This is a genomic window from Achromobacter sp. D10, assembly GCF_035282245.1.
GTDB classification, from domain to species: Bacteria; Pseudomonadota; Gammaproteobacteria; order Burkholderiales; family Burkholderiaceae_B; genus Achromobacter; species Achromobacter insolitus.
On the sequence record NZ_JAYJLE010000001.1, the window covers coordinates 17,231 to 39,159 of the forward strand.

Here is a 21,929-nt window from a genome sequence, read left to right on the forward strand (position 1 = left end):
TTGATCAATGCGGCGCGGCGGCCCAGCGCACAGCTTCCTCCACCGGCCCGGTTTGCGCAATCAGACGCATGCTGGCCAGCGACGCGTCATGCACCGCGGGATCGGCGGAGGCGCAGGCGTCCTGCGCCACCATGACCTCGAAGCCGATGTCGGCGGCGTGGCGCACCGTGCCTTCCACTACAGAATGGGTCGCCACTCCCGCCACCACCAGCCGGCGCGCGCCCAGGAGCCGCAACGTTTCTTCCAGCGGCGTGCCGTAGAACGCGCTGATGCGGGTGTGCTTCACCACGAATTCGCGCGCGCTACCCGCCAAAGGCTGCAGCCCTTCGTAGAAAGCGCTGCCCCACTGCCCTTCCGCCACCGCGCCTATCGCGGCCACGTTGCGGAAGATGGGACAGTTAGCCATGAGGTCGGCATAATCCGGCCGGAACGCGATGCGCACGTGCACGATGGGCAAGCCATGGGCCCGCGCGCCCGCCAACAAAGCCGCCGCGTTGTCCAGGAGGCGCTGGCGCGCGCCACTGTCCCCGTCCAGGCCGACCCGGATCTTGCCCTCGGGATGCAGTACGTCGTTCTGGAAGTGCAGCGCCAGCACCGCGGCGTCGGTAGCGGTCACACGAACACCTCGAACACGTCGTGCACGTCGTCGCAATTGACCAGGTCCACGCGCTTCATGCGGATGCGCCAGCTATCGCCGTCGGCGGCGAGCTTGTGGGTATAGCGGCCGGCCAGCTGTCGCGGCTGGCGCTTACGCCATTCCGTCATCTGGAACGTGGAGTGCACCACCAGGTTGCCGGCGGCATCCACGCCCTCGATTTCCACGGCACCCACCAGCCGCGCGCTGCGCGTGGGCGGTTGCTGCGACCAGTTGCGCGGATGTTCCAGACGGCGGATACGCACGTCGCGCAGCATGCGGTCCTCCCAGAACAGCGAGATGTGGTCGTAGGGGCTTTCCTGGCCCTGCACCCGTGGCATCCAATACATGCCGTCAACCGTCCACAGCGCCTGCCAATCCGCATAGCGGCGCTCGTCGAGCAGGCGCGCCTCGCGGTACAGGAACTGCGAGATGCGATGGTAGGCGTCCGCCGGCACCTCGGCCGGCGACAGGTCCGCGGTGCTCACGTCGAAATCAAGATCTAGCAGCATGAGCGGTCTCCGGAGGTGGCGGCCGCAGCCGTGGCGGCGGGGCCTGCTTCCATATAGGTCTTCCAGGCGTTGAACTGGTTGCGCATGGGCAGTTCGCTGGTGCCGTTGACCGACACCAGGCCTTGCTCATCGCTGCGGTCGCTGCCGTGGTAGCGGTGCATGCTGACCCAGTCGCCGCCGCGGGTGGCATTGCCTTCCTGGCAGCGGTTGTAGAGTTCGATGTCGTCCGGCATGACGTTGGACGAGGGCGAATTGATGACGTTGGCGTACAGCATGGCGCGCTTGAACACGCCTTCCGGCGCGCCCTTGCAGCGGAAAGTCTGGATCTCGATCATGGTGCGGTCCACGGCAATGGGGCGGATCACGCGGAACTGCTGGAACACGGTGTGGGGCGAACCGCTGCCGTAGATAACGGTGTTGTGCCGGTTCATGCCCAGGATTTCGCGGGCGCGGGTCTCGCCATAGGCGGCGGTCAGCGTTTCGAAGTGGGCGCGCGACACCGGGTCGCGCTCGGCCGCGCCTGGGTTGAAGATGCCTTCCATGTAGCCATGGCCGTTGGGGTAGGCGCGCAGCTCCAGCTTTTCCCAGAATTCGTAGGGTTCGCCGTTGCCGTCCATGATGTGCAGTTCCAGCGGCATCTCGCCGATTTCCTTGGCCTCGTCGCGCGCCGCCGCGTAGGACGATTCGTGCGTAACGCGGGCATGCATGGTGTCGTGCAGGTTCTCGTAGAACACCTTCCAGTTCGAACGCTGCATGACGCGGAAGATGCCGCCCGCGACTTCGACCTCGCCCACCGGCGAACGGTCGCAGAGATTGTCGATGGACGAACGCACCCCGCCTAGGAAATCCTCCAGCGCCGGGCCGTCCTTGGCCTGGCTGGCGAACACAAAGCCCCGGTAGCTTTCCACCCGGGCCACCCGGCGCATCGAGAACGTCGGATCCGTGGGGTCGTAGGACGTGCCTTCCAGGCCCTGCTTCAACGGCACGCCCAGATGGCTGCCGTCCAGCTTGAAGGTCCAGGCATGGTACGGGCAACGGAAGAACTTGCCGACACAGCCCTCGCCGTCGGCTACCACCTTGGCGCCCTTGTGCGGGCAACGGTTATACAGCACGTGCACGCGCCCGTCCGTCGCGCGCACCATCAGCACATCCTGGTCGCCCAGGCGCGTGGTGTGATAGTCGCCCGTCCTGGGCACCTGGCTCTCATGTCCCACGTAGATCCAGGCACGCCCGTAGATCCGCTGCATCTCCAGATCGAAGATCGCGGGATCGGTATAGACGCCACGGTGCACGCTGTCGCCGCGCACCATCGCGGCCAATTGCTCTTCGGTATATGACATGTCCGGCTCCTACTTGTGCTCGCTTTCTTTCCAGCGCGCCATCAGCGTGTTCGACGGCAGGGTCTCGTCCAGCAACTTGGCGGCGGTCTCGCGGCCCGCCACGGGCAGGCCCTTCGGGTCCAGCAACCCCACCTGCACCAGCACGCTGGCCTGATCCCAGTAGATGTGCTCGTGGTAGAGCTTATCGCCGCGGAACTTGACGATGGCGATCAGCGGGATCTCCACATATTTTCCGGTGGGCTTCACGCCGGGCAACAGCCAATCGATCTCGGTGGTGTGCGTGAAGCAGAACAGCAACTCATCCACGATCTGCGTGGCGCCCACCGTGCGCGACAACGGCACCAGGCGAGTGTCCGGCGGATTGCTGTTGACGAAGTGGTGCTGGTAGAAGCGGCTGAGTTCCTTGTAGCCCACGCCCCCGGTCATGGTGGGGATGTGATTCACATAGGGTTCGGCCACCATCGTGGCCATGGTGGCGGCCACATCGCGCGTGCCGAATTCGTATTCGCAGTGCTTGTCCCAGAGGTACGAGTAATCGAACTCAGGCCCGATGGCGCGTTGCAAGGCTGCCATGCTGCGCTGGTGCGCCATCAAGGCCGACGGCTTGTCGTAGTGATCGCCGCCGGTACGCGCAAACGCGTGGTCCATGCCCGGGTAGACGTAGATCTGCACCCCAGGCTTGTTGCCCAGCGCCTCCAGGATGCGCTGGCGCGCCTCGGGCGGACAGAAGCCGTCCTGCTCGGCGATGTGCAGCACCAGGCGGCCACGCAGGCCTGAAGCTTCTTCGAGGCTGTTCTCGATACCCACGCCGTAATAGCCGATGGCCACGTCCACGTCGGTGCGGCAGGCGGCCAGGTAGGCCAGCTTGCCGCCCAGGCAATAGCCCAGCACGCCCACCCCGCCCTGCTGCTCGGGCAGCGCGCGCAAGGCGTCGATGGTAGCGGCGATGTCCTTCAGGCCCAGCTCAACGTCGAAACCCTGGTAGAGCTCGAAGGCGCGGGGCATGTCGGCCGGACCGTCGGTCAGCTGAATGCCCGGCTGCTGGCGCCAGAACAGGTCCGGCACCAGCACCACATATCCCTCCTCGGCCAGCAACTGCGCCGCGCGGCGCATGAAGTCGTTCACGCCGAAGATTTCCTGGCACAGCACCAGGCCCGGGCCATGGCCGGACGCCGGCACGGCCAGATAGGCGCCGAAGGACTTGCCATCATGCGAGGCCACCGTCACTTCGCGCGTCGTAATGTTCTGGGTCATACGTATCTCCTCGATGCAGATATCCGCTCTACTTCATCTGGCAGGCAGCGGCAAAAGGGTCCTGGTACTGGGTCAGCACCGTGCCCGACAGCTTATTGGACAACTTGCCCCCCGCTCCGGCCTCGACGATGCGCAGGTAATAGTTCTGCACCGGATACTGGTTGCGGTTGAACTTGAAATCGCCGCGCACCGACTTGAAGTCCGCGCGCCGCAACGCCGGGCGCAACGCGTCCGCGTCCAGCTTGCCGCCGGTCTGGCGCACCGCGCTGTCCAGCAACATGGCCGCGTCGTAGCCCTGCGAGGCGTACAGCGTGGGACTGCGGTTGTAGGTCTTTCGGAAGTCTTCGACAAACTTGCGGTTGGCCGGGTTGTCCAGGTCCTGTGCCCATTGCGACGTATTGCGCATGCCCTCGATGGGCGCGCCCACCGCCGCGATCGTGTCCTCGTCGCCCGAGAATCCGGGGGCCAGCAGCGCAATCTCCTTGGAGAGGCCGGCGCCGTTGAACTGCTTGATGAAGTTCACGCCCATGCCGCCCGGCAGAAAGAAGAACACCGCATCGGGCTTGCTGGCCCGCAGGCGGGTAATCTCGACGCCGTAGTCCAGCTGTCCGAGTTGGGTGTAGATCTCTTCGGACAATCCCCCCTTGTAAAGACGCTTGAAGCCATTGAGCGACTCCCGTCCGCCCGGATAGTCCGGCGCGATCAGCGCCACGCTCTTGTAGCCCTGGTCGGTGGCGTACTTGCCCATCGCGGCCGGAATGTCTTCGTTCTGCCAGGCGACCGCGAAGAAATTCGGATTACAGCCCGCGCCCGCGTAGTTCTCCGGCCCGGTATTGGTGCTGAGGTAGATGGTTCCCGACTGCAGGATGGCCGGCATTACCGGCAACAGCACGTTCGAAAACACGATGCCCGTCATGATGTTCACGCGGTCGCGCTTCAACAGCCGCTCCACCGCCTGCCGCCCAGTGTCCGCCTTCTGCTGATCGTCGGCCACAACCACTTCCGCCGGCAATCCGCCGAGCTTGCCGCCCGTATGCTGCAGCGCCAGATTGAAGCCGTCGCGGATCTCGTTGCCCAGCGCCGCCCCCGGTCCCGACAGCGTGGTCAGCAAGCCGACCTTGACCTTGTCCGCCGCCGTGGCGCCCGCCGCCGCCGTCATGCACACCAGCGCAGCCAGCGCGCGCCGGCTCCATAGATTTCGATTCATGAGCCACCCCGTTTTCCCCGCCCGGCCTTGCCGGCGGAAAGCTGACAGAACCCGTCTGCCGTCGGTAAACGCATGCTGCCGAACAACGCCGCCAGCTTACGCGCCGCGGCGCCGCCCTCCAACCAACACGCGAAGGGCCTGCCGGCTAGATTAGGCCGCGCCCGGGCACCGCTCTATCCGGATTCCGTCAGCCTTATCCGGGATTCACTTAATTCCAAGTCCTTGACGTTTAAATTACCCTCGGCAGTAACACGGGAGCGTTCCCGTCCCGGAGGCATCCATGCACGGCTGGTCCCGACTCACGCTTGCGCCCCTGTTCAAGCGGCGCGTCTTCAGTTCCACCCAGCAGGACGAGACGCGCACCCTCGTGTCCGAAGCCCTGAAAGAACACCGTCTGACCTGGAAAGGAGGCCGCGTCGATGCCGAACTGAACCGAGGCCGCTTCGGGTCGCTGACAGTCTGTACGTTGCGCTACGGCGCCGAAGTCCACATCGAGCCCGATCGCCTGCAGGACTTCATGCTGGTCCAGGTCCCCTTGAGCGGGCGCGCCTGTATCGAATGCGGCAATGACCGCGTGGACGCCGACCCCGACTGCGCCGCTGTCATTGCTCCCAATCGCCCTCTGAAACTGCACTGGGAAGCCGGTTGCGAACAGCTGCTGCTCAAGATCCCCCGCGGCAAGCTCGAAGCCATCGGCCAGCGCGCCTTCGGCGAAGCCGCGACCCGGCCGCTCGACTTCAGCCCGGCCCTGCGCCTGGACAACCCGGTCGGCGCCGTCTGGCGCAGCATGGTCGAAAGCCTGATCCACCTGCTTCCCACCCTGGACGACGGCGCGCCCCGCCCGCCAGCGGCCTGGCTGGAACACCTGGAAGACACGCTGGTGCTGCACCTGCTCTACAACCAGCCCAACAGCTGGCAAGCGCACGCCGGCATGGCCCCCGCCGTCCCGCGCCGGCTGAGCGCCGCGGAAGGCTATATGCGCGATCACCTCGCCGCCCCCCTGACCCTGGCCGACATCGCCCGGCACGCCGGCGCCAGCGCCAGCGCGCTCACGCGTTTGTTCCAGGAACACCGCAACACCACGCCCATGAACGCGTTGCGGGCGCTGCGGCTGGACGAGGCCAGGAGCCGGTTACGGACGCAGGCAGGCGCCAGCGTCACGGAAGTGGCGCTGGGCGTGGGGTTCGGGCATTTGGGACGGTTCTCGGAGTACTACCGTGAACGCTTCGGGGAATTGCCGCGCGAGACGCGGCGGATGATGGAGTGACGTAGAAATGCGCGCGCACGCAAAGACGACGGCGCATCAACAGTAACGAAACCATGGAACGCGCCCCCGCGCATGCTGACGTCAACAGCAATTGACAGAGCCCGGCGCGGCGGCAACGTGCGAGTCCGCACGCCGGATCATCGCAACGGCAGATGTCTCATGAACTCAAACGCTCACAAAAAAAGCACCGAAGACCCGCAAACAAAAGGCCCTCGGCGCCCAGGAGCAACCGGCAATTACTGCGCCGGCACCACAGCAGTAACCTCAATCTCCACCTTGGCCCGATCCTCGACCAGATCCGCCACTTCCACCGCCGTCATCGCCGGAAAATGCCGGCCGATGTACTCCCGGTAATGCTTGCCGATGGCCGGATACGCCGCCACGTACTCATTCTTGTCCGTCACGTACCACGTCATCCGGACAATATGTTCGGGCTTCGCGCCACCCTCGGCCAGGATCGCGACGATGTTCGCCAGCGTCTGGCGAACTTGTTCCGCCAGATCGTCAGTCTCGAACTGCTGCTGGCCATTCCACCCCACCTGCCCGCCCACGAATACGAGCTTGCTGCCCACCTGCATCTCGGTGAGCACGCCATTCGAATAGCCACGGGGCGCCATCCAATCCGGCGGTTGCAGAATCTTCATAACGTCATCCTATATTTAAGAAAAGCAAACGATCCCCGCCGCTTACGCCGCGGGAACCAGATAAGCCTGCATGCGTTCCCGCAGATCCGCAGGCAGCGGCATGGACTTCATCGTCCGCAAATCCACTGTCACGATCGTCAGCGTCGCCGACAAACGCAACTGGCCATCCGGCCCCTCGAAACGCACCAGCGCCTTGAACGACGCGCCGCCGATGCGCTGTACCTCCAGCACCTGGCGCAAACGTTCGTGCCAGCGGCTGGGCGCACTGAAATCGCATTGCACCGACGCCATCGGCGTGCCGATGTGACGCTCCACGTGCAGCGCGTGAAACGGCAAGCCCATGCCCTTGTCGAACCACTCTTCGACAAAGTCATTGATCATCTCGAAGTAGCGAGGGTAGAAAACGATGCCCGCCGGATCGCAATGACGGAAGCGGACTTCGACCTGGCTGATGAAAGGGGCTGCCATGGGATTTCCTTGTTGCCTGTTCAGGCCATCTTGCGCAGCGCAAAACGCTGCAGCTTGCCGGTTTCAGTGCGCGGCAGCGCGTCGACAAACTCGATGGCGCGGGGATACTTGTAGGGTGCGATGTTGGCCTTGACGAACTGCTGCAAGGCGGCCACCAGCTCATTGCTGGCCGCATAGCCCGGCTTGAGCACCACGAATGCCTTGACGACCTGGCCGCGCTCTTCGTCCGCCGCGCCCACCACGCCGCACTCTGCTACGGCTTCATGGCGCAACAGCGCGTCCTCGACCTCAGGGCCGGCGATGTTGTAGCCGGCCGAGACGATCATGTCGTCATTGCGCGCCTGGTAGAAGAAATAGCCATCGTCGTCCCGCAGGAAGGTATCGCCCGGCAGGTTCCAGCCGTTTTGCACGAAGCGGCGCTGGCGCTCGTCCGCCAGATAGCGGCAGCCCGTCGGACCCTTGATCGCCAACCGGCCCACCGTGCCATTGGGCACCGGCTTCATATCGTCATCCACGATCTGCGCCACATAGCCCGGCACCACGCGGCCGATAGCCCCGGGCTTGACCGACTCGGGCGGACTGGACACGAACACGTGGATCATCTCCGTGCCGCCGATGCCGTCGATCATCTCGATGCCGCTGGCCTGTTTCCACAGCTGACGCGTCGCGTCCGGCAGCGCTTCGCCCGCCGACACGCTCTTCTTCAAGGAAGACAGGTCGAACTTATCCACCAGCGCCGCCATCTGGCGGTAGAAGGTGGGCGCCGTGAACACGATGGTGGCGCGGAAATCCTGGATCAGCTGCAGCAGGCTTTCGGGAGATAGCTTCTCGGCCAGCACCGTGCTTGCGCCCACACGCAGCGGGAAGCACAGCAGTCCGCCCAGGCCGAACGTAAAGGCCAACGGCGGCGTGCCGCAGAAGATGTCGTCCGGGCCCGGCTTGATGACGTGCTTGGGGAACAAATCGCACATCGCCAGCACGTCGCGGTGAAAATGCATGCAGCCCTTGGGCGCGCCCGTGGTGCCGCTGGTGAAAGCGATCAGGCAGACGTCGTCGGCGGCGGTATCGCAAGCCGTGAAGCTGTCAGGCTTGGCCGCGGCCAGCGCGTCCAGCGCATCGGGCGCCTTATCGTTGAAATACATGACCTTCGTCAGGCCGGGGCAGTGATGCTCGTGCGCGGGCTGCGTGCAGAATTCGGCCTCGTCCTTCAGCCGGACATCGCACAACACCGCCTGGATCTGCGCCTTGTCGATGATCTGCTTGAGCTCCTTGGCACGCAGCAGCGGCATCGTTGGCACCGTCACCAGCCCCGCCTTGACGGCCGCCAGCCACGAGGCGGCCATCATCGGATTGTTCGGCCCGCGCAGCAGCAAGCGGTTGCCCGGCACCAGCCCCATGTCCTCGGCCAGCACGCGGGCGATGCGATTGGTCAGCTTGGCCAGCTCGCGGTAGGTCATCGTGGCCTGCTTGCCGTCCTGGCTCCAGCGCAGCGCAACGCGCTCGCCATGGCCGCGTTCGACCATGGCGTCCACCAGTTCGACCGCGCAATTGAACCGCTTCGGATAGGCCACGTCGGGGCCGTCGAGCAGGAACTCTGGCCATTGGTCGCCCGGGGGCAGATTGTCCCGGGCGAAAGTGTCGATGTGGGCGGATGCTTCCATGAATTTCCCCTTGCTATTGCGGTGGTTTTGCTGTGCCGGGACGACGGAGCTCGGTGGCTTCCTTACGCCTTCAGCAGTTCACGGGCAATGATCAACTTCTGCACTTCTGTCGCGCCTTCGTAGATCCGCAGCGCTCTTATTTCCCTGTAAAGCTTCTCCACCGGCATCCCCGACACCACGCCCGCGCCGCCGAACATCTGCAGCGCGCGGTCGATCACGGTCTGCGCCGATTCCGTGGCGGTCATCTTGGCCATCGCCGCTTCGCGCGTGGTGCGCTGCTTCAGCACGTCGCGCATCCAGGCGGCGCGGTACGTCAGCAACGCCGAGGCGTCGATCGCGGTCGCCATGTCGCCCAACGCGGCCTGCGTCAGCTGCAGGTCGGACAGCGTCTGGCCGAACATGCGGCGGGACTTGGAACGCGCCAGGCCTTCGTCCAGCGCCCGGCGTGCAAAGCCCAATGCCGCCGCCGCCACCGACGCGCGGAAGATGTCCAGCGTCATCATGGCCAGCTTGAATCCCTGGCCTGCCTCGCCCAGCCGGTGCGAAACCGGAATGCGGCAGTTGTCGAACGTGATGGTGGCCAGGGGGTGCGGCGCGATCAGATCGATGCGCTCGCTGACCTCGAAGCCGGGCGTATCGGCGTCCACCACAAAAGCGCTGATGCCGCGCGCGCCGGGGGCTTCGCCGGTGCGCGCGAACACGCAATAGAAATCCGCGATGCCGCCGTTGGAAATCCAGGTCTTGGCGCCATTCAGCACATAGTGATCGCCGTCCAGCGTGGCCTCGCAAGCCAGCGCGGCCACGTCCGATCCGGCGTCGGGCTCCGACAGCGCGAAGGCGGCGATGGCCTCGCCCCGGGCCACGCGCGGCAGATAGCGCTGGCGCAGCTCGTCCGAGCCCATCAAGGAAATGGCGCCGCTGCCCAGGCCTTGCATGGCGAAGGCGAAGTCCGCCAGGCCTTCGTGCCGGGCCAGGGTTTCACGCAGGATGCAGACGGCGCGGGAATCCACTTCCGGCAACGCGCCGCCCCAGGCACCGCCAGGGCCGCCCGCGACCGCATAGCGCAGCCAGCCGGCCTTGCCCATGGCGCGCACCAGCTTCTTGCAGGCGCCATCGGCGTCATGGTGATCCACGTCTGCCAGGGACGCCTCGCACCAGGCGTCGACGTCGTGCGCCAGCTTGCGATGCGCATCGTCAAAGAACGGCCAATCCAGCCAGCTTGCATCGCGCATGCTCAGTCCCCTTGGAACACCGGTTTTTGCTTGGCCACGAAAGCCTCGTAGGCGCGACGGAAATCGCGCGTCTGCATGCAGATGGCCTGGGCCTCGGCTTCGGCCTCGATGGCCTCGTCCACGCCCATGTTCCATTCCTGGTGCAGCAGCTTCTTGGTAACGCCATGGGCGAAGGTGGGTCCTGCCGCCAGTTGCGCGGCCAGCGTCTGTGCTGCGTCCGCCAACGCGCCGGGTTCGTGCAAAGCATTGAAAAAGCCCCAGCTCGCGCCCTCTTCCGCCGTCATGGCGCGGCCCGTGTAGAGCAGCTCCGACGCGCGACCTTGGCCGATCATGCGCGGCAGCAAGGTGCAGGCGCCCATGTCCGCGCCCGCCAGGCCCACGCGCGTGAACAGGAAAGCCGTGCGCGCGGCAGGCGTGCCCAGGCGCATGTCCGAAGCCAGCGCCACCATCGCGCCGGCGCCGGCGCAGATGCCGTCGACCGCCGCCACGATGGGCTGCGGGCAGGCGCGCATGGCCTTGACCAGGTCGCCGGTCATGCGGGTGAAGTCCAGGAGTTCCGGCATGCTCATCTTGGTCAACGGCCCGATGATCTCGTGCACGTCGCCACCCGAGCAGAAATTGCCGCCCGCGCCCGTCACCACCACGACCTTGATGTCGGTCGCGTACACCAGCGCGCGGAACAGATCGCGCAGTTCGGCGTAGGAGTCGAACGTCAGCGGATTCTTGCGCTCGGGGCGGTTCAGGGTCACCGTGCCGATCTTGCCGTCGGCCGACACCTGCCACAGGAACGTCTTCGCCTGGTAGCCGGCAAACGGACGTTTATGGTGTTTCATGGTGTGCTCTTCGGGCTGGGTGCTCATGGTGTCTCCGTTCGTGAATTGGGGGTGGATGGGGCGCCGGCTTCAGCCGGTCATCACTTCGCCGCCGTCTACGGCAATGGCCTGGCCGTTGACCGAAGCCGAAGCCGGCAAGGCCAGCCAGGCGACCGTCTCGGCCACTTCCTCGGGCTGCACCAGGCGGCCCTGCGGATTGCGTTCGGCCAGCTTGGCGCGGGCGGCGTCCGGCGTCATGCCGGTCTTCTCGACAATATTCGACACCGCGCCGCGCACGATGTCGGTTTCGGTGTAGCCCGGGCAGACGGCATTGACCGTCACGCCCTTTTGCGCGGTTTCCAGCGCCAGGGAGCGGGTCAGGCCGATGACGCCATGCTTGGCGGCGCAATAGGCGCTGACGTAGCCATAGCCGATCAGGCCGGCCGTACTGGCCACGTTGATCACCCGGCCCCATTTTTCCTGCAACATGCCGGGCAAGGCCGCCTGGATGCAGTGGAAGGTGCCCGTCAGATTGACATCCAGCATGGACTGCCACATCGCCGCGTCCGTGCGGTCAAAGCGTTGGCTGACGGCCTGGCCGGCGTTGTTCACCAGCACAAGCACCGGACCGAATTCGACTTCGGCCTGGGAAAAGGCCGCCCGCACCGAGGCTTCGTTGGCGATGTCGGCGCTGACGGCCTGCACCTGTCCCAGGCTGGCCAGACTGTCGACCGCGGCGTCCAGCGCCGCGCCATCGCGGCCCAGCAATGTGACGCGCGCGCCTCGCTGCAGGAGCGCCCGGGCGCAGGCCAGCCCGATGCCGCGGGCGCCGCCCGTCACCAGCGCGTGGCGTCCTGACAGCGGGAGCGGAATGGCGTTCATTTGATATCCAGTTGCGCCATCGCGGCGGCGCGTTCGAAGTTGGTTTCCAGCTGGCGCTTGCCGGCGAAGTACTGGCTAGGCCACGAAACATCACGGTAGCCCACCCGCGCCGCTTCGCGTAGCGTCCAGGAGGCGTCGGCCAAATGGGGACGTGCCAGGGCGCAGAGATCGGCGCGGCCCGAGGCGATGATCCCGTTGGCGTGGTCGGCCTCGAAGATCGCTCCCACCGCGATAGTCGGGATGCCGGCCTCGTTGCGCACCCGGTCGGCGAACGGAGTCTGGAACATGCGGCCATAGACCGGCTTTTCTTCCTTGCTGACCTGGCCGGACGAGCAGTCGATCATGTCGGCGCCGGCGGCCTTGAAGTGGCGGGCGATCTCCACCGCGTCGTCGGCGGTGATGCCGCCCTCGACCCAGTCGCTGGCGGAAATCCGCACCGACATCGGCTTGTTCTCGGGCCAGACGGCGCGAACGGCGTGGAACACTTCCAGCGGGAAGCGCAGGCGGTTTTCCAGGCTGCCGCCGTACTCGTCGCTACGGTGATTGGTCAGCGGGGAAATGAAGCTGGACAGTAGGTAGCCGTGGGCGCAGTGCAACTCCAGCCAGTCAAAGCCAGCCTGCTCGGCGCGGCGCGCGGCGGCCACGAAGTTGTCGCGCACCTCGTCCATGTCGGCGCGCGTCATGGCGCGCGGCGTCTGCGACACGCCTTCGATGTACGGCAGCGCCGATGCCGAAACCAGCGGCCAGTTGCCCTCGGCCAGCGGATGGTCGATCTTCTGCCAGCCCAGTTGCGTGGAACCCTTGCGGCCGGCATGGCCCAACTGCATGCCGATGCGGGCATCGCTGTTGCCGTGCACGAAGCCGACGATGCGGGCGAACGCGTCGCGCTGTTCGTCATTCCAGAGGCCGGGGCAGCCCGGGGTGATGCGGCCGTCCGGCGAAACGCAGGTCATCTCGACCATGACCAGCCCGGCGCCGCCCATCGCGCGGGCGCCCAGGTGCACCAGGTGGAAGTCGCCCGGCACGCCATCGGTGCAGGAGTACATGGCCATCGGCGACACCATGATGCGGTTCTTCAGCCGCACACCGCGCGCCTGGTAAGGCGTCAGCATGGGAATCGCGGGGCGCTGGCCCGGGGCCGTGGCGGCGCCGGCGCGTTCCGCGATCCAGCGCTCGAAGCCTTCCAGCCAGGCGGGGTCGCGCAAGCGCAGATTCTCGTGCGAAATCCGCTGCGAGCGGGTCAACAGCGAATAGGCGAACTGTTCCGGTTCCAGGTCGGCGTAGCGCTCGACGTTCTCGAACCATTCCGTGGAGTTTCGGGCGGCATTCTGGATTTTCAGCACTTCCACGCTACGGACTTCCTCGTAGTGCTTCAGGCCCGCTTCGACGCTGCCTTCGGCGCCGCTCAGGCAGCGCGCCAGTTCGATGGCGTCTTCCAGCGCCAGCTTGGTGCCGGAGCCGATCGAGAAATGAGCGGTGTGGGCGGCATCGCCCATCAGCACCACGGGCACGCGGCGCTCCCCGCGCGCGGTGTCCAGCGTGTTCCAGTGCACCCAGGTGTTGCAGATGACACGCGGGAACCGGATCCAGATGGCCGAACCGCGCAAGTGCGAGGCGTTGCTGATCAGCGCATTGCCGTCGAGCCAGGGCGCGAACAGCTTTTCGCAGTAGGCAATGCCTTCTTCCTGGCTCATCTGTTCGATGCCAGCAGCCTGCCAGGTTTCCTCGGGCGTTTCCACGATGAACGTGGACATGCCGTCTTCGTAGCGGTAGGCGTGCGCCTGGAACCAGCCGTGCTCGGTCTGGACGAAGGCGAAGGTAAACGCGTCGAAGACCTTCTTGGTGCCCAGCCACACGAAACGGCAGCGACGCTGGTCGATGTCCGGCTGGAAGGTGTCTGCGTAGCGGGTGCGGACCTGGCTGTTGATGCCATCCGAGGCGATGACCAGATCGGCGTCGTATTCGCGCGCGATGGCCTGGTCGTCCTGGATGAACTGCTCGAACACCAGCTTCACGCCCACTTCCTCGCAGCGCGCCTGCAGGATGTTCAGCAGCTTCTTGCGGCCGATGCCAATAAAGCCGTGACCGCCGCTGCGCATGCTGCGGCCCTTGAAATGGATGTCGATGTCGTCCCAGTGGTTGAAGGCGTCGCCGATGGTCTGGGCGGAAACGGGGTCGGCGTCACGCAGGTTCTGCATGGTGGCGTCGGAGAACACCACGCCCCAGCCGAAGGTGTCGTACGGGCGGTTGCGCTCGATCACGGTGACGTCATTGGCAGGGTCCTGCAGCTTCATGAGCAGACCGAAATACAGGCCGGCGGGGCCTCCGCCGATGCAGACTATTTTCATTGCCGTAGCGCTCCGTGGTAAGCGACATCCGCTCTGAATTCCTGGAGCTGGGGCCGCAGATATTTAAACCTGGATAGTTTAGGCTTGAAATATATACCTGAAGGTGGCGAGGTGCAAATGGGGAAAGTATCTAGATACTTAGGGGCGGGTAATTGGGGACAGTCTTTTGTTGGGTTGCGGGCGGGTTGGGGCCGGGGATGCGTCTTGGGCGTTGCGGGGCGTGGGCAGTCGGCGCTAGTAGGCCGCCCGTCGGCGCGGGCGCCTGAGGGGTGGGCGCCCACGATTGCGGTCCGGAGCCTTCGCTCCGGACTTCCCCCTTGTCATCTTCGTCCAGGCCTTCGGCCTTCCCTTCAGATTCCCGCGGGCGCATCGAGGTTGCCCACCCCTCAGGCGCCCGCGCCGACGGGCTACATGCGTATTGGACTGATGCGCTGCTGGAGCCGTGATCAGGGACGAGTCTTGCGTTGCCCGCCATTCTCGGCCGCGCGGGCGGCCGAGAATGACATATGTGGTTTCTGAATTTCAATTGTGTTCGCTTGCGCGAATGCGACGAATGATTTGCTATTGGTCCCCAGCTATTGGGGGATGGGCGGTGATGGGTGGCGCGCGACGGACAGCCGCTTGCGCATGCAGACCCGGACGCGCGCCACCCATCCGGCATCCGCGTTGAGTGACGAATATTGGCCAGCCTGCGCATTCAGGTGCCAAGACCGAACGAAATCATCGCCACCAGCGCGGCAGCGCCAACGCGCGACGCAAGACACCGCGTAAGCCCCAAAAGGCCGCCCGCGCGGCCGGCCTGGGGCGGGCCCCGCAAGACACGCCAACCCCACTCGTTCGTGGCAAGAACGCCAAGCACACCACCGCCCCAAGCGCCCGTGAAGATTCATACATCGGAGCCTGTCGCGTCGGGGGCCTGCGGGGCGCGGGGCGTCGATAAGCCCGACGGAATCCGAAGGAACCGCCGCAGGCGGTGACGAGGATGAGGATGGGGTAGTCCGGAGCGAACGCTCCGGACCGCAATCGTTGCCCCGCGCATCGCAGGGCCCCGACGCGACAGGCGCCTTAAGAACCAACACCTAAAAACCACGAAACGCCAGCAGCCCCCCTTACGGTCTACCTCTCAACCACTCCTCAAGATCAGCAGCCGGCAACGGCGGAGAAAACAGAAAGCCTTGCCCCGCCGCACATCCCTGCTCGATCAGGAACCGCCGCTGTTCCTCGTTCTCGACGCCCTCTGCCACCACAGGCAGGCTCAGGCTTTCCCCGATGCGAATCACCGCGCTGGTCAAGGCCCGTGCCGCGTCGTCGCTTTCCAGGCCCTGCACGAAACTGCGGTCCAGCTTCAGTTCGTCCACAATCAGGCGGCGCAAATGCCCCAGGCTGGAGTAGCCCGTGCCGAAATCGTCCATGGACAGGCGCACGCCCAGGCGGTGCAGCTCGGCGATGGTCCGCAGCGTGCCAGCCGTCGCATCCAGCACGACGCCTTCCGTGATCTCCAGCATCAAATCTGCCGCGGCCAGCCCGAACTCGGCAAGCGTCGCCTCGATCATCCGCGGCAGGTTCAGGTTGTGGAAATTCGTTGCGGACAGGTTCACCGACACCGACGGCACGCGCAAGCCCTTGGCGCGCCATACCGCCAACTGCGAACATGCCTCGCGCACGGCCCAGTCGCCCAGGTCGCCGATCAGGCCGCATTCCTCGGCCAGCGGCACGAAACGCGCCGGAGAGATATCGCCCAGGGTCGGATGGCGCCAGCGGGCCAGCGCCTCAACCCCATAAAGCTGACCGTTCTTCAGGCCCACCTGCGGCTGATAGTGCAGCCGCAACGCCTTGGCCTCCAGCGCGTCTCGCAGGGCCGCCTCCAGCGCCAGGCGTTCTTGCGCCTGGCGGTTCATCTCGGCGCTGAAGAAGGAAATACGGTTGCGTCCCGCCGTCTTGGCCTGGTACATGGCCATGTCGGCATGACGCAGCAGCGTATCCATGTCGCGCCCGTTTTCAGGGAAAACGCTGATGCCGATGCTGACCGACGGATTCAGCGTGATGCCGCCCACCGAGAAAGGATGGGCCAGGGTCACCAGCACATGCTCGGCCGCGGCGGTCAGACGGCCATGCTCGAAATCCGGCATCAGCATCACGAACTCGTCGCCCGACAGCCGGCCCACGATATCCGTCGCGCGCGCCAGGCGCCGCAAGCGCTGCGCCACGTCGCGCAGCAACGCGTCACCAATGGGATGCCCCAGGGTATCGTTGACCTGCTTGAAGCGGTCCAGGTCCAGGAACAGCACGGCGACCCGCTTGCGCTCCGGTTCCGCGCGCGCAATGGCCTGCTCGGCCTGGGCCAGCAGCAGGTTGCGGTTGGGCAGCCCGGTCAGCTCGTCATAGAACGCCAGTTGGCGGATGCGGGCCCGCGCCTCCTCGCGCTCCAGCGCCAGCGCGCACAGGTATACGCACACGTCCACCAGCCGGTGATGGAAATCGTCGGGCAGGCGCCGTTCGCGGAAATAAAAGCCGAAAGTGCCTATCACCCGGCCGTCGCTGGACTTGATGGGCGACGACCAGCAGGCCTTCATGTCTTCGGGCAGCGGGAGATGGCGGTAGTCGTCCCACAGCGGATCGGTGGAGATGTCCGGCACGATCACGGGCCGTCCCAGGTACGCGGAGGTGCCGCAAGCGCCCGCCTGCGGGCCGATGGCCACGCCGTCCAGGGCGTCGGCATAGGCCTGCGGCAGGCTGGGCGCGGCAAGCGGCCGCAACAGGCCGGCGTCGTCCACCCGCAGGACGCTGGCGGCCACCTCGGGCGCCAGGCGCTCGACCTCGCGGCACACCATATTCATGACCTCGACCACCGAGGCCTCGTTGACCATGGCCTGCAGCACGCGGCGCTGCAGGACTTCATGCACTTTGGTGGGCGTGATGTCCGTCAGCACGTCGACGATGTTGACCAGGGCGCCCCGTTCATCGAATACGGAGTTCGCCATCACCGACACCCACAGCGGCCGGCCGGCGCGGTCGTAGACCAGCACGTCCTTGTGGTAGCCCTCGCGGCAGGCGATGCGGCGGCCTAGCTCCTCGCGCGTGCCGCCATCCTGCCTGCCGCCGGCCAGCAGTTCTCCCAGCTCCTGGTTCACGGCGTCGCCGCGCGCAAAGCCCAGCATGCGTTGAAAGCCGTCGTTCACGTAGACAATGCGGCCATCGCGGCCCGACACCGCGACCGCGTTGCCGGTTTCATTGATACCCAACAGCAGGAGTCGGATCTCTTCCTGGCGGTCGGCGTCTGCGATGGACTTGCGGGAAATGACGGAAATGCGGACGATCTCGCCGGCTTCGTCGGCGATAGGCATGTAGGTGGCTTCGATCCAGACGAAACCGCCGTCCTTCTTGCGGTACCGGCAGGTGCCGGTGAAATGCTTGCCGCCCAGCAGCCTGGCCCACACCTGTTCGCCGCCGACGATGCCCTTGCCCCCGTCCATGCTGTCGCAAAGCATGTCGTGGCGCAGCGCCAGGGCCTCTTCGCGCGCGTAGCCCGTCAAGGCAAGAAAGTTGGCATTGGCGTTCAACAAGGAGCCGGCCGGGTTGAAATCGAACAGCAACAGCGCCCGATCCATGGACGCCAGGTATGTGCCCGGGTGCCACGCGGCGCCTTGCGGGCGCTCGCCGGTGACCCCTGGATAGGAATCAAGCATATGGGGCTCCATGCCGGATAACAGCTGATCCGGTTTCATTCAGCGTTTCGGAAACCCGAGTTCGACGCGGTCGCGTCCGTCCTGCTTGGCCAGATACAAGGCCTGGTCCGCGCGGCTGAGCGTTTCAGAGAAGGTTTCTCCCAACTGGTGATATGCCATGCCTATGCTGACCGTCAATCTCAATACGCCATCCCCCACCGTAATCGCCAGGGCCCGCACCGCGCCGACCAGCCGGTCCATGACGCGCTGCGCGCCCTCGGGCTGGGTGCTGGGCAGCAACACCAGGAATTCCTCGCCGCCCCAGCGGCCGCACAGATCGTATTCACGCAGGTTGTTGCCCAGCGCGCCAGCCAGCTCGACCAGCGCGCGGTCGCCCGTTTCATGGCCATAGCGGTCGTTGACGGACTTGAAGTGGTCCACGTCCAGCATCGCCACGACGAAAGTGGGGCCGCCGCGGGAAACGCGCAAAACCTCCTGCTTGATCATTTCCATCAAGGCGCGCCGATTCAACAGCCCGGTAAGGGGATCGCGGTTGGAGGTTTCGAGCAACGCCGAATTCAGGTCCCGCATCATGTTCTGATAGTGGTCCGAAATGCGCGCTATGCGGGTCAGGCGACGCAGCTGCCGGTCAAAACGGTCGCACAGGCCCAGCTCGCGCTCGTGCGCCATGCTCTGGTAGGCATCCGACAGCTGGGTCACGCGCTCGATGCGCGCCATCTGCTCGGCCGTATGCCGCCAAAGCGCGCCAAGCGCTTCATGCAACGGATGGCCCTGATAGGCCGGGTCCGCCAGCAATTCGGCGATGCGCTTGTCCAGCTGGGCGGCGTCGGATTTCATTGGCGGCCGACGACCGAAAATGGAAAGGTGCAGTCTTCCTTGAATTCCTCGGCCAATTCGCCCACGCGCTCATTGCGCATGTCGTAGAACCAGGTAACGCTGACTTCACGGCCTTTGCCATGAGCCGCTTCCAGCAGATCGAAAATGTCCATGACGGACTTGATGCTGCTGGTGTTCAGGTACAGCAGTTCCAATTCCAGCTTCAAGGGTGCGGCGCTGCTAAGCAGGTAGGCCTCGACCCATTCAATGACCGGACCGAACAGTTCGAAGGAATTCTCGGGGTAGGAGTCGCCGCGCATCGTCAACACGCCGGCCGCGGTGTCGGCCGTAATGGCAGGCGTGGACTGGGTCCCGGGAATATTCAAATCTTTCATCAATTGCTCCAAATATATTTCTTGGACAGGCGCGGCTCAGATCACGACGCTCAGACTGAAGAAGGCCTGCCCTGGCGTCGCGGCAGGCGTCAGGCTGGCTTCCAGCGGCGCGCCGGCCCGGCGGGCGATGTCGATCAGGCCCAGTCCCGCGCCCGAGGCGACGCCCTGGGCGCGCGGCTTGTGCAGCTGCGCCTTGTATTCGGCTTTCAACGCCGCCTTGTCCAGCGCCGCCAGTTCCTGGATGCGCGCGACCAGCGACCGTCCGTCCTCCGCCTTGACGAGATTGCCCGCGGACACCACGTAGCGGCTTTCATCGCGCCGCCCTATCACCACGGTTGCCGAGGCATCCCCGTCGCCATGCAGTGCGGCGTACTGGCGAATGTTCTGGATCATTTCGATGTAGACCGAAAAAACGTCCATGGCCTCGGCCGGCCGCACGTGCTCCGCGTTCAGGTAGTTCTTGAGCGCATTGCCGATTTCCTCGATCAGGCTGCGGGAAATCGGTCCGTTAAAGCACAACAGGGTGCGATTCTGATTGAACCGTTCGCCCAATGCGTATAGATCGGAGGCATTCATGGGGGTCACCGCCCTGATAACGTTTATTCGAAACGGAACGACAGCAGGGTGATGTCATCACGCTGCGGGCGTCCGCCTTGGTACTCGGCCAGCGCCTGGGTAAAAGCGGCCGCCTGTTCGGTTAACGGCCGGCGCGCGTGCGTCTTGAGCATTTCCGCGAACCGGGTATTGCCAAAGCCAAAGCCGTGCTCGCCCCCGGCCTGGTCCAGGAACCCGTCCGTAACCAGGTAAAAGGTCCAGCCGGGTTCCATCTTCAGTTCGATGTTTTCGTAGATCTCGGTACGCTTGTCCCCCAGCGCCCGCTTGCCGCCGGGCACCTCGCGCAACGCTTCACCGTTGCTCGCGTAGAGGCTGATCTTGGCGCCGGCATAGAGCAGCCTGCCGGCTTGGCGGTCAATATAAACCAGGGCCGCATCGGTATTGGTGGCCAGCGCGCGCGGCAATTGCGCGTCCGCAAGCATGGCGCGGATGGCGCTGTCGGTGCGCGTCAGGATGGCGGCCGGATCTGCTGGCCCGACCTCGGTGATCGCCAGGTCTATGGCCGCGCGGGCCAGCATGGTCATCAGGGCGCCGGGCACGCCGTGGCCGGCGCAATCCATGATGCCCAGCAGGCAATTGGCGCCGTCGGAACGGAACACGTAGAAGTCGCCGCCCACCACGTCGCGGGGCTTCCACAACACGAAATGGTGCGCGCCCAAGGATTGGGTGAGTTGGCGGTCCGGCAGGATAGCGCGCTGGATCAGGCTGGCGTAGTCGATCGAATCGTCGATCTTTTTATGGGCGGCGGCCATGGCGCGGTTGGCGTCCTCGAGTTCGGAAGTACGCTCGCGTACCTTGGTTTCGAGTTCGGCCGTGTGCTGGCGCACTTTGTCCGCCATCACGCCGAATGCGCGGCTGAGGTCGCCGATCTCGTCCTGGCCGCCCGGCGGCAGGCGCACGTCGTAGCTGCCGTCCGCTATCGCGCGAGCCGACTGCTGCAGGCGGCGCAGGGGACGCAACATCAGCCGTTCGATTGCGTATCCGAAGCACAGCAGCATGGCCGCAAACAGCACCACCAGGCCGATGGCGGCGGGCCAAAGCCAATCCGTATCCAGCACCCGGGCGGCGCCCAGGTCCACCACCGTCAGCACGTGCCAATGCAGCTCCGGCATGTAGGCCACGGAAACCAGCTGGCGGATGCCATCCATTTTGACCCATGCGGATTGCACCGATTGCGGCGCGGCCCGGGCCGCCTTCATGGCGGCGGCCAGCTCGGAGCGCCCCTCGCCGCCGTCCAACAGGTCGAACACCATGCCGCGGCCGGCGCCCGCACCCCCGGCACCCGAGTTGTAGGCAATGAGCGAGGCATCCATGTGCGCCTGGATCGCGCCTTCCTCGTCGACGATGATGGGGGTGACTCCCGGCTGGCCGCTATTGACGAATTCGTGCAGGAATCCGCCGACGTCCAGGCCGGAACCGGTCAGGCCGATGACCCGGTCTCCATCGCGCACCTGGACGTTGATCCACACCTTGGTCGTCTTGAGCTTCAGGTCCGGATTGACGTTGATGTTGTATTTTGCCGGCGAGCGCAACGTCAGGTAGAACCAGGCATCATCCGCCGCGCTTTTGCTCAGCGTATAACGCGGCGTCTCCGACAGGGGCTGGTCGTCGTTGAAGTAATAGTTGCCAGAAGCCGCGCTGGCGATGAAATAGGCACGGCCCAGCAGATCGCGGCGGTAGCCATCGGCTTCGCGGAAGAAGAGCTCGCGGGCGGCCGGATCGCTCTCATGGCGCAACCAGCGGCGGGTGACCTCGCTGTCCGCCAGGCGCAGCGACAGGGCCAGTTCGCGAGAGACCGGCGCCAGGATGCGCTGGCGGTTCAATTGCGTGAAGTTGTCGGAAAAAGCACGCCCGAAGTGCTCCCTGACCCCGTCCAGCACCTGCCAGCCGATCAGGGCCGCTGGCGCCAACGCCACCAGGCACGCCAGCAACAGCGCCATCAACGATTTTCTGCGCAAACCCCATTTCGCCATGCAAAGTCTTCCTGACAGCCTGATAAGACGTAACGTGCGTAAAAAGGGGCGCGTGAATGGGCTTCGGCCGGGAACCAGCCTTTGCCGCGCGATTGCCCCGCTTGTTCGGCCATGAGCCTGATGCGGGCGTACCCACGCGGCACGTCCGGCGCGACAAGTTTAGAGAACAGTGGTTCCAATTGA

General features: G+C 65.3%; 18 protein-coding genes. 1 reads left to right on the plus strand and 17 read right to left on the minus strand.

The features are described 5' to 3' along the window. Nucleotides 1-4: 4 nt before the first annotated feature. Genes VCS63_RS00100 through VCS63_RS00120 form a run of 5 tightly spaced genes read right to left on the minus strand, consistent with a single transcriptional unit; the run spans nucleotide 5 to nucleotide 4,947 of the window. Complete coding sequence (locus tag VCS63_RS00100; protein WP_042796280.1) at nucleotides 5-616, minus strand: cysteine hydrolase family protein; 612 nt, start codon at nucleotides 614-616, stop codon at nucleotides 5-7. After that, nucleotides 613-1,146, minus strand: coding sequence for an aromatic-ring-hydroxylating dioxygenase subunit beta (locus VCS63_RS00105; RefSeq protein ID WP_323877958.1), 534 nt, complete (start codon nucleotides 1,144-1,146; stop codon nucleotides 613-615). The genes VCS63_RS00100 and VCS63_RS00105 overlap by 4 nt, the downstream gene beginning before the upstream one ends. Further along, a complete protein-coding gene (locus tag VCS63_RS00110) occupies nucleotides 1,137-2,486 on the minus strand; it encodes an aromatic ring-hydroxylating dioxygenase subunit alpha (RefSeq protein ID WP_042796278.1) in 1,350 nt (449 codons plus the stop codon). The genes VCS63_RS00105 and VCS63_RS00110 overlap by 10 nt, the downstream gene beginning before the upstream one ends. Nucleotides 2,487-2,495: 9 nt before the next feature. Then, nucleotides 2,496-3,740, minus strand: a complete 1,245-nt coding sequence (locus tag VCS63_RS00115) for a dienelactone hydrolase family protein (protein ID WP_042796277.1) — start codon at nucleotides 3,738-3,740, stop codon at nucleotides 2,496-2,498. 28 nt (nucleotides 3,741-3,768) lie between these two features. After that, nucleotides 3,769-4,947, minus strand: a complete 1,179-nt coding sequence (locus tag VCS63_RS00120; protein ID WP_042796276.1) for an ABC transporter substrate-binding protein — start codon at nucleotides 4,945-4,947, stop codon at nucleotides 3,769-3,771. 280 nt (nucleotides 4,948-5,227) lie between these two features. Between VCS63_RS00120 and VCS63_RS00125 the strand changes: the two genes are divergently transcribed. Further along, complete coding sequence (locus VCS63_RS00125; RefSeq protein ID WP_042796275.1) at nucleotides 5,228-6,214, plus strand: AraC family transcriptional regulator; 987 nt, start codon at nucleotides 5,228-5,230, stop codon at nucleotides 6,212-6,214. A 236-nt stretch (nucleotides 6,215-6,450) separates the two neighbouring features. Here VCS63_RS00125 and VCS63_RS00130 read toward each other — a convergent pair whose 3' ends face one another. From VCS63_RS00130 to siaA, 12 genes are all read right to left on the minus strand, one after another. Further along, nucleotides 6,451-6,858: a RidA family protein gene (locus VCS63_RS00130; protein ID WP_042796274.1), complete on the minus strand. Its 408-nt coding sequence runs from the start codon at nucleotides 6,856-6,858 to the stop codon at nucleotides 6,451-6,453. Between the two features lie 42 nt (nucleotides 6,859-6,900). Beyond that, complete coding sequence (locus tag VCS63_RS00135; protein WP_013391343.1) at nucleotides 6,901-7,326, minus strand: acyl-CoA thioesterase; 426 nt, start codon at nucleotides 7,324-7,326, stop codon at nucleotides 6,901-6,903. Between the two features lie 20 nt (nucleotides 7,327-7,346). Then, nucleotides 7,347-8,987, minus strand: coding sequence for an AMP-binding protein (locus VCS63_RS00140; protein WP_063961942.1), 1,641 nt, complete (start codon nucleotides 8,985-8,987; stop codon nucleotides 7,347-7,349). Nucleotides 8,988-9,049: 62 nt separating this feature from the next. Continuing rightward, nucleotides 9,050-10,219 (minus strand): acyl-CoA dehydrogenase family protein, encoded by a 1,170-nt coding sequence (locus VCS63_RS00145; protein WP_042796272.1) that lies wholly within the window; start codon nucleotides 10,217-10,219, stop codon nucleotides 9,050-9,052. A gap of 2 nt (nucleotides 10,220-10,221) precedes the next feature. Continuing rightward, entirely contained in the window at nucleotides 10,222-11,079 is an 858-nt protein-coding gene (locus VCS63_RS00150; protein ID WP_042796271.1) for an enoyl-CoA hydratase family protein, read from the minus strand. 42 nt (nucleotides 11,080-11,121) lie between these two features. Next, complete coding sequence (locus tag VCS63_RS00155) at nucleotides 11,122-11,913, minus strand: SDR family NAD(P)-dependent oxidoreductase (RefSeq protein ID WP_042796270.1); 792 nt, start codon at nucleotides 11,911-11,913, stop codon at nucleotides 11,122-11,124. Then, nucleotides 11,910-14,261: a bifunctional salicylyl-CoA 5-hydroxylase/oxidoreductase gene (locus VCS63_RS00160; RefSeq protein WP_323877961.1), complete on the minus strand. Its 2,352-nt coding sequence runs from the start codon at nucleotides 14,259-14,261 to the stop codon at nucleotides 11,910-11,912. Before VCS63_RS00160 ends, VCS63_RS00155 begins: the two co-directional genes overlap by 4 nt. Nucleotides 14,262-15,370: 1,109 nt before the next feature. After that, complete coding sequence (locus VCS63_RS00165; protein ID WP_223306412.1) at nucleotides 15,371-17,947, minus strand: EAL and GGDEF domain-containing protein; 2,577 nt, start codon at nucleotides 17,945-17,947, stop codon at nucleotides 15,371-15,373. 39 nt (nucleotides 17,948-17,986) lie between these two features. Continuing rightward, entirely contained in the window at nucleotides 17,987-18,784 is a 798-nt protein-coding gene (gene siaD, locus VCS63_RS00170; RefSeq protein WP_042796268.1) for a biofilm regulation diguanylate cyclase SiaD, read from the minus strand. Beyond that, entirely contained in the window at nucleotides 18,781-19,158 is a 378-nt protein-coding gene (gene siaC, locus VCS63_RS00175) for a biofilm regulation phosphoprotein SiaC (protein WP_042796267.1), read from the minus strand. Before siaC ends, siaD begins: the two co-directional genes overlap by 4 nt. Nucleotides 19,159-19,194: 36 nt before the next feature. Further along, nucleotides 19,195-19,734 carry a biofilm regulation protein kinase SiaB gene (gene siaB, locus VCS63_RS00180; RefSeq protein WP_042796266.1) on the minus strand — a complete coding sequence of 180 codons (540 nt, stop codon included), beginning with the start codon at nucleotides 19,732-19,734 and terminating at the stop codon, nucleotides 19,195-19,197. Between the two features lie 23 nt (nucleotides 19,735-19,757). Then, complete coding sequence (gene siaA, locus VCS63_RS00185) at nucleotides 19,758-21,746, minus strand: biofilm regulation protein phosphatase SiaA (protein WP_197723190.1); 1,989 nt, start codon at nucleotides 21,744-21,746, stop codon at nucleotides 19,758-19,760. Nucleotides 21,747-21,929 lie beyond the last annotated feature (183 nt).

Coding starts and splice junctions, on each gene's coding strand:
- VCS63_RS00105 (WP_323877958.1), bottom strand. CDS start 1,146: ATGCTGCTAGATCTTGATTTCGACGTGAGCACCGCGGACCTGTCGCCG.
- VCS63_RS00160 (WP_323877961.1), bottom strand. CDS start 14,261: ATGAAAATAGTCTGCATCGGCGGAGGCCCCGCCGGCCTGTATTTCGGT.
- siaA (WP_197723190.1), bottom strand. CDS start 21,746: ATGGCGAAATGGGGTTTGCGCAGAAAATCGTTGATGGCGCTGTTGCTG.
- siaD (WP_042796268.1), bottom strand. CDS start 18,784: ATGAAATCCGACGCCGCCCAGCTGGACAAGCGCATCGCCGAATTGCTG.
- VCS63_RS00165 (WP_223306412.1), bottom strand. CDS start 17,947: ATGCTTGATTCCTATCCAGGGGTCACCGGCGAGCGCCCGCAAGGCGCC.
- siaB (WP_042796266.1), bottom strand. CDS start 19,734: ATGAATGCCTCCGATCTATACGCATTGGGCGAACGGTTCAATCAGAAT.
- VCS63_RS00110 (WP_042796278.1), bottom strand. CDS start 2,486: ATGTCATATACCGAAGAGCAATTGGCCGCGATGGTGCGCGGCGACAGC.
- VCS63_RS00140 (WP_063961942.1), bottom strand. CDS start 8,987: ATGGAAGCATCCGCCCACATCGACACTTTCGCCCGGGACAATCTGCCC.
- VCS63_RS00155 (WP_042796270.1), bottom strand. CDS start 11,913: ATGAACGCCATTCCGCTCCCGCTGTCAGGACGCCACGCGCTGGTGACG.
- VCS63_RS00115 (WP_042796277.1), bottom strand. CDS start 3,740: ATGACCCAGAACATTACGACGCGCGAAGTGACGGTGGCCTCGCATGAT.
- siaC (WP_042796267.1), bottom strand. CDS start 19,158: ATGAAAGATTTGAATATTCCCGGGACCCAGTCCACGCCTGCCATTACG.
- VCS63_RS00130 (WP_042796274.1), bottom strand. CDS start 6,858: ATGAAGATTCTGCAACCGCCGGATTGGATGGCGCCCCGTGGCTATTCG.
- VCS63_RS00120 (WP_042796276.1), bottom strand. CDS start 4,947: ATGAATCGAAATCTATGGAGCCGGCGCGCGCTGGCTGCGCTGGTGTGC.
- VCS63_RS00135 (WP_013391343.1), bottom strand. CDS start 7,326: ATGGCAGCCCCTTTCATCAGCCAGGTCGAAGTCCGCTTCCGTCATTGC.
- VCS63_RS00150 (WP_042796271.1), bottom strand. CDS start 11,079: ATGAGCACCCAGCCCGAAGAGCACACCATGAAACACCATAAACGTCCG.
- VCS63_RS00145 (WP_042796272.1), bottom strand. CDS start 10,219: ATGCGCGATGCAAGCTGGCTGGATTGGCCGTTCTTTGACGATGCGCAT.
- VCS63_RS00125 (WP_042796275.1), top strand. CDS start 5,228: ATGCACGGCTGGTCCCGACTCACGCTTGCGCCCCTGTTCAAGCGGCGC.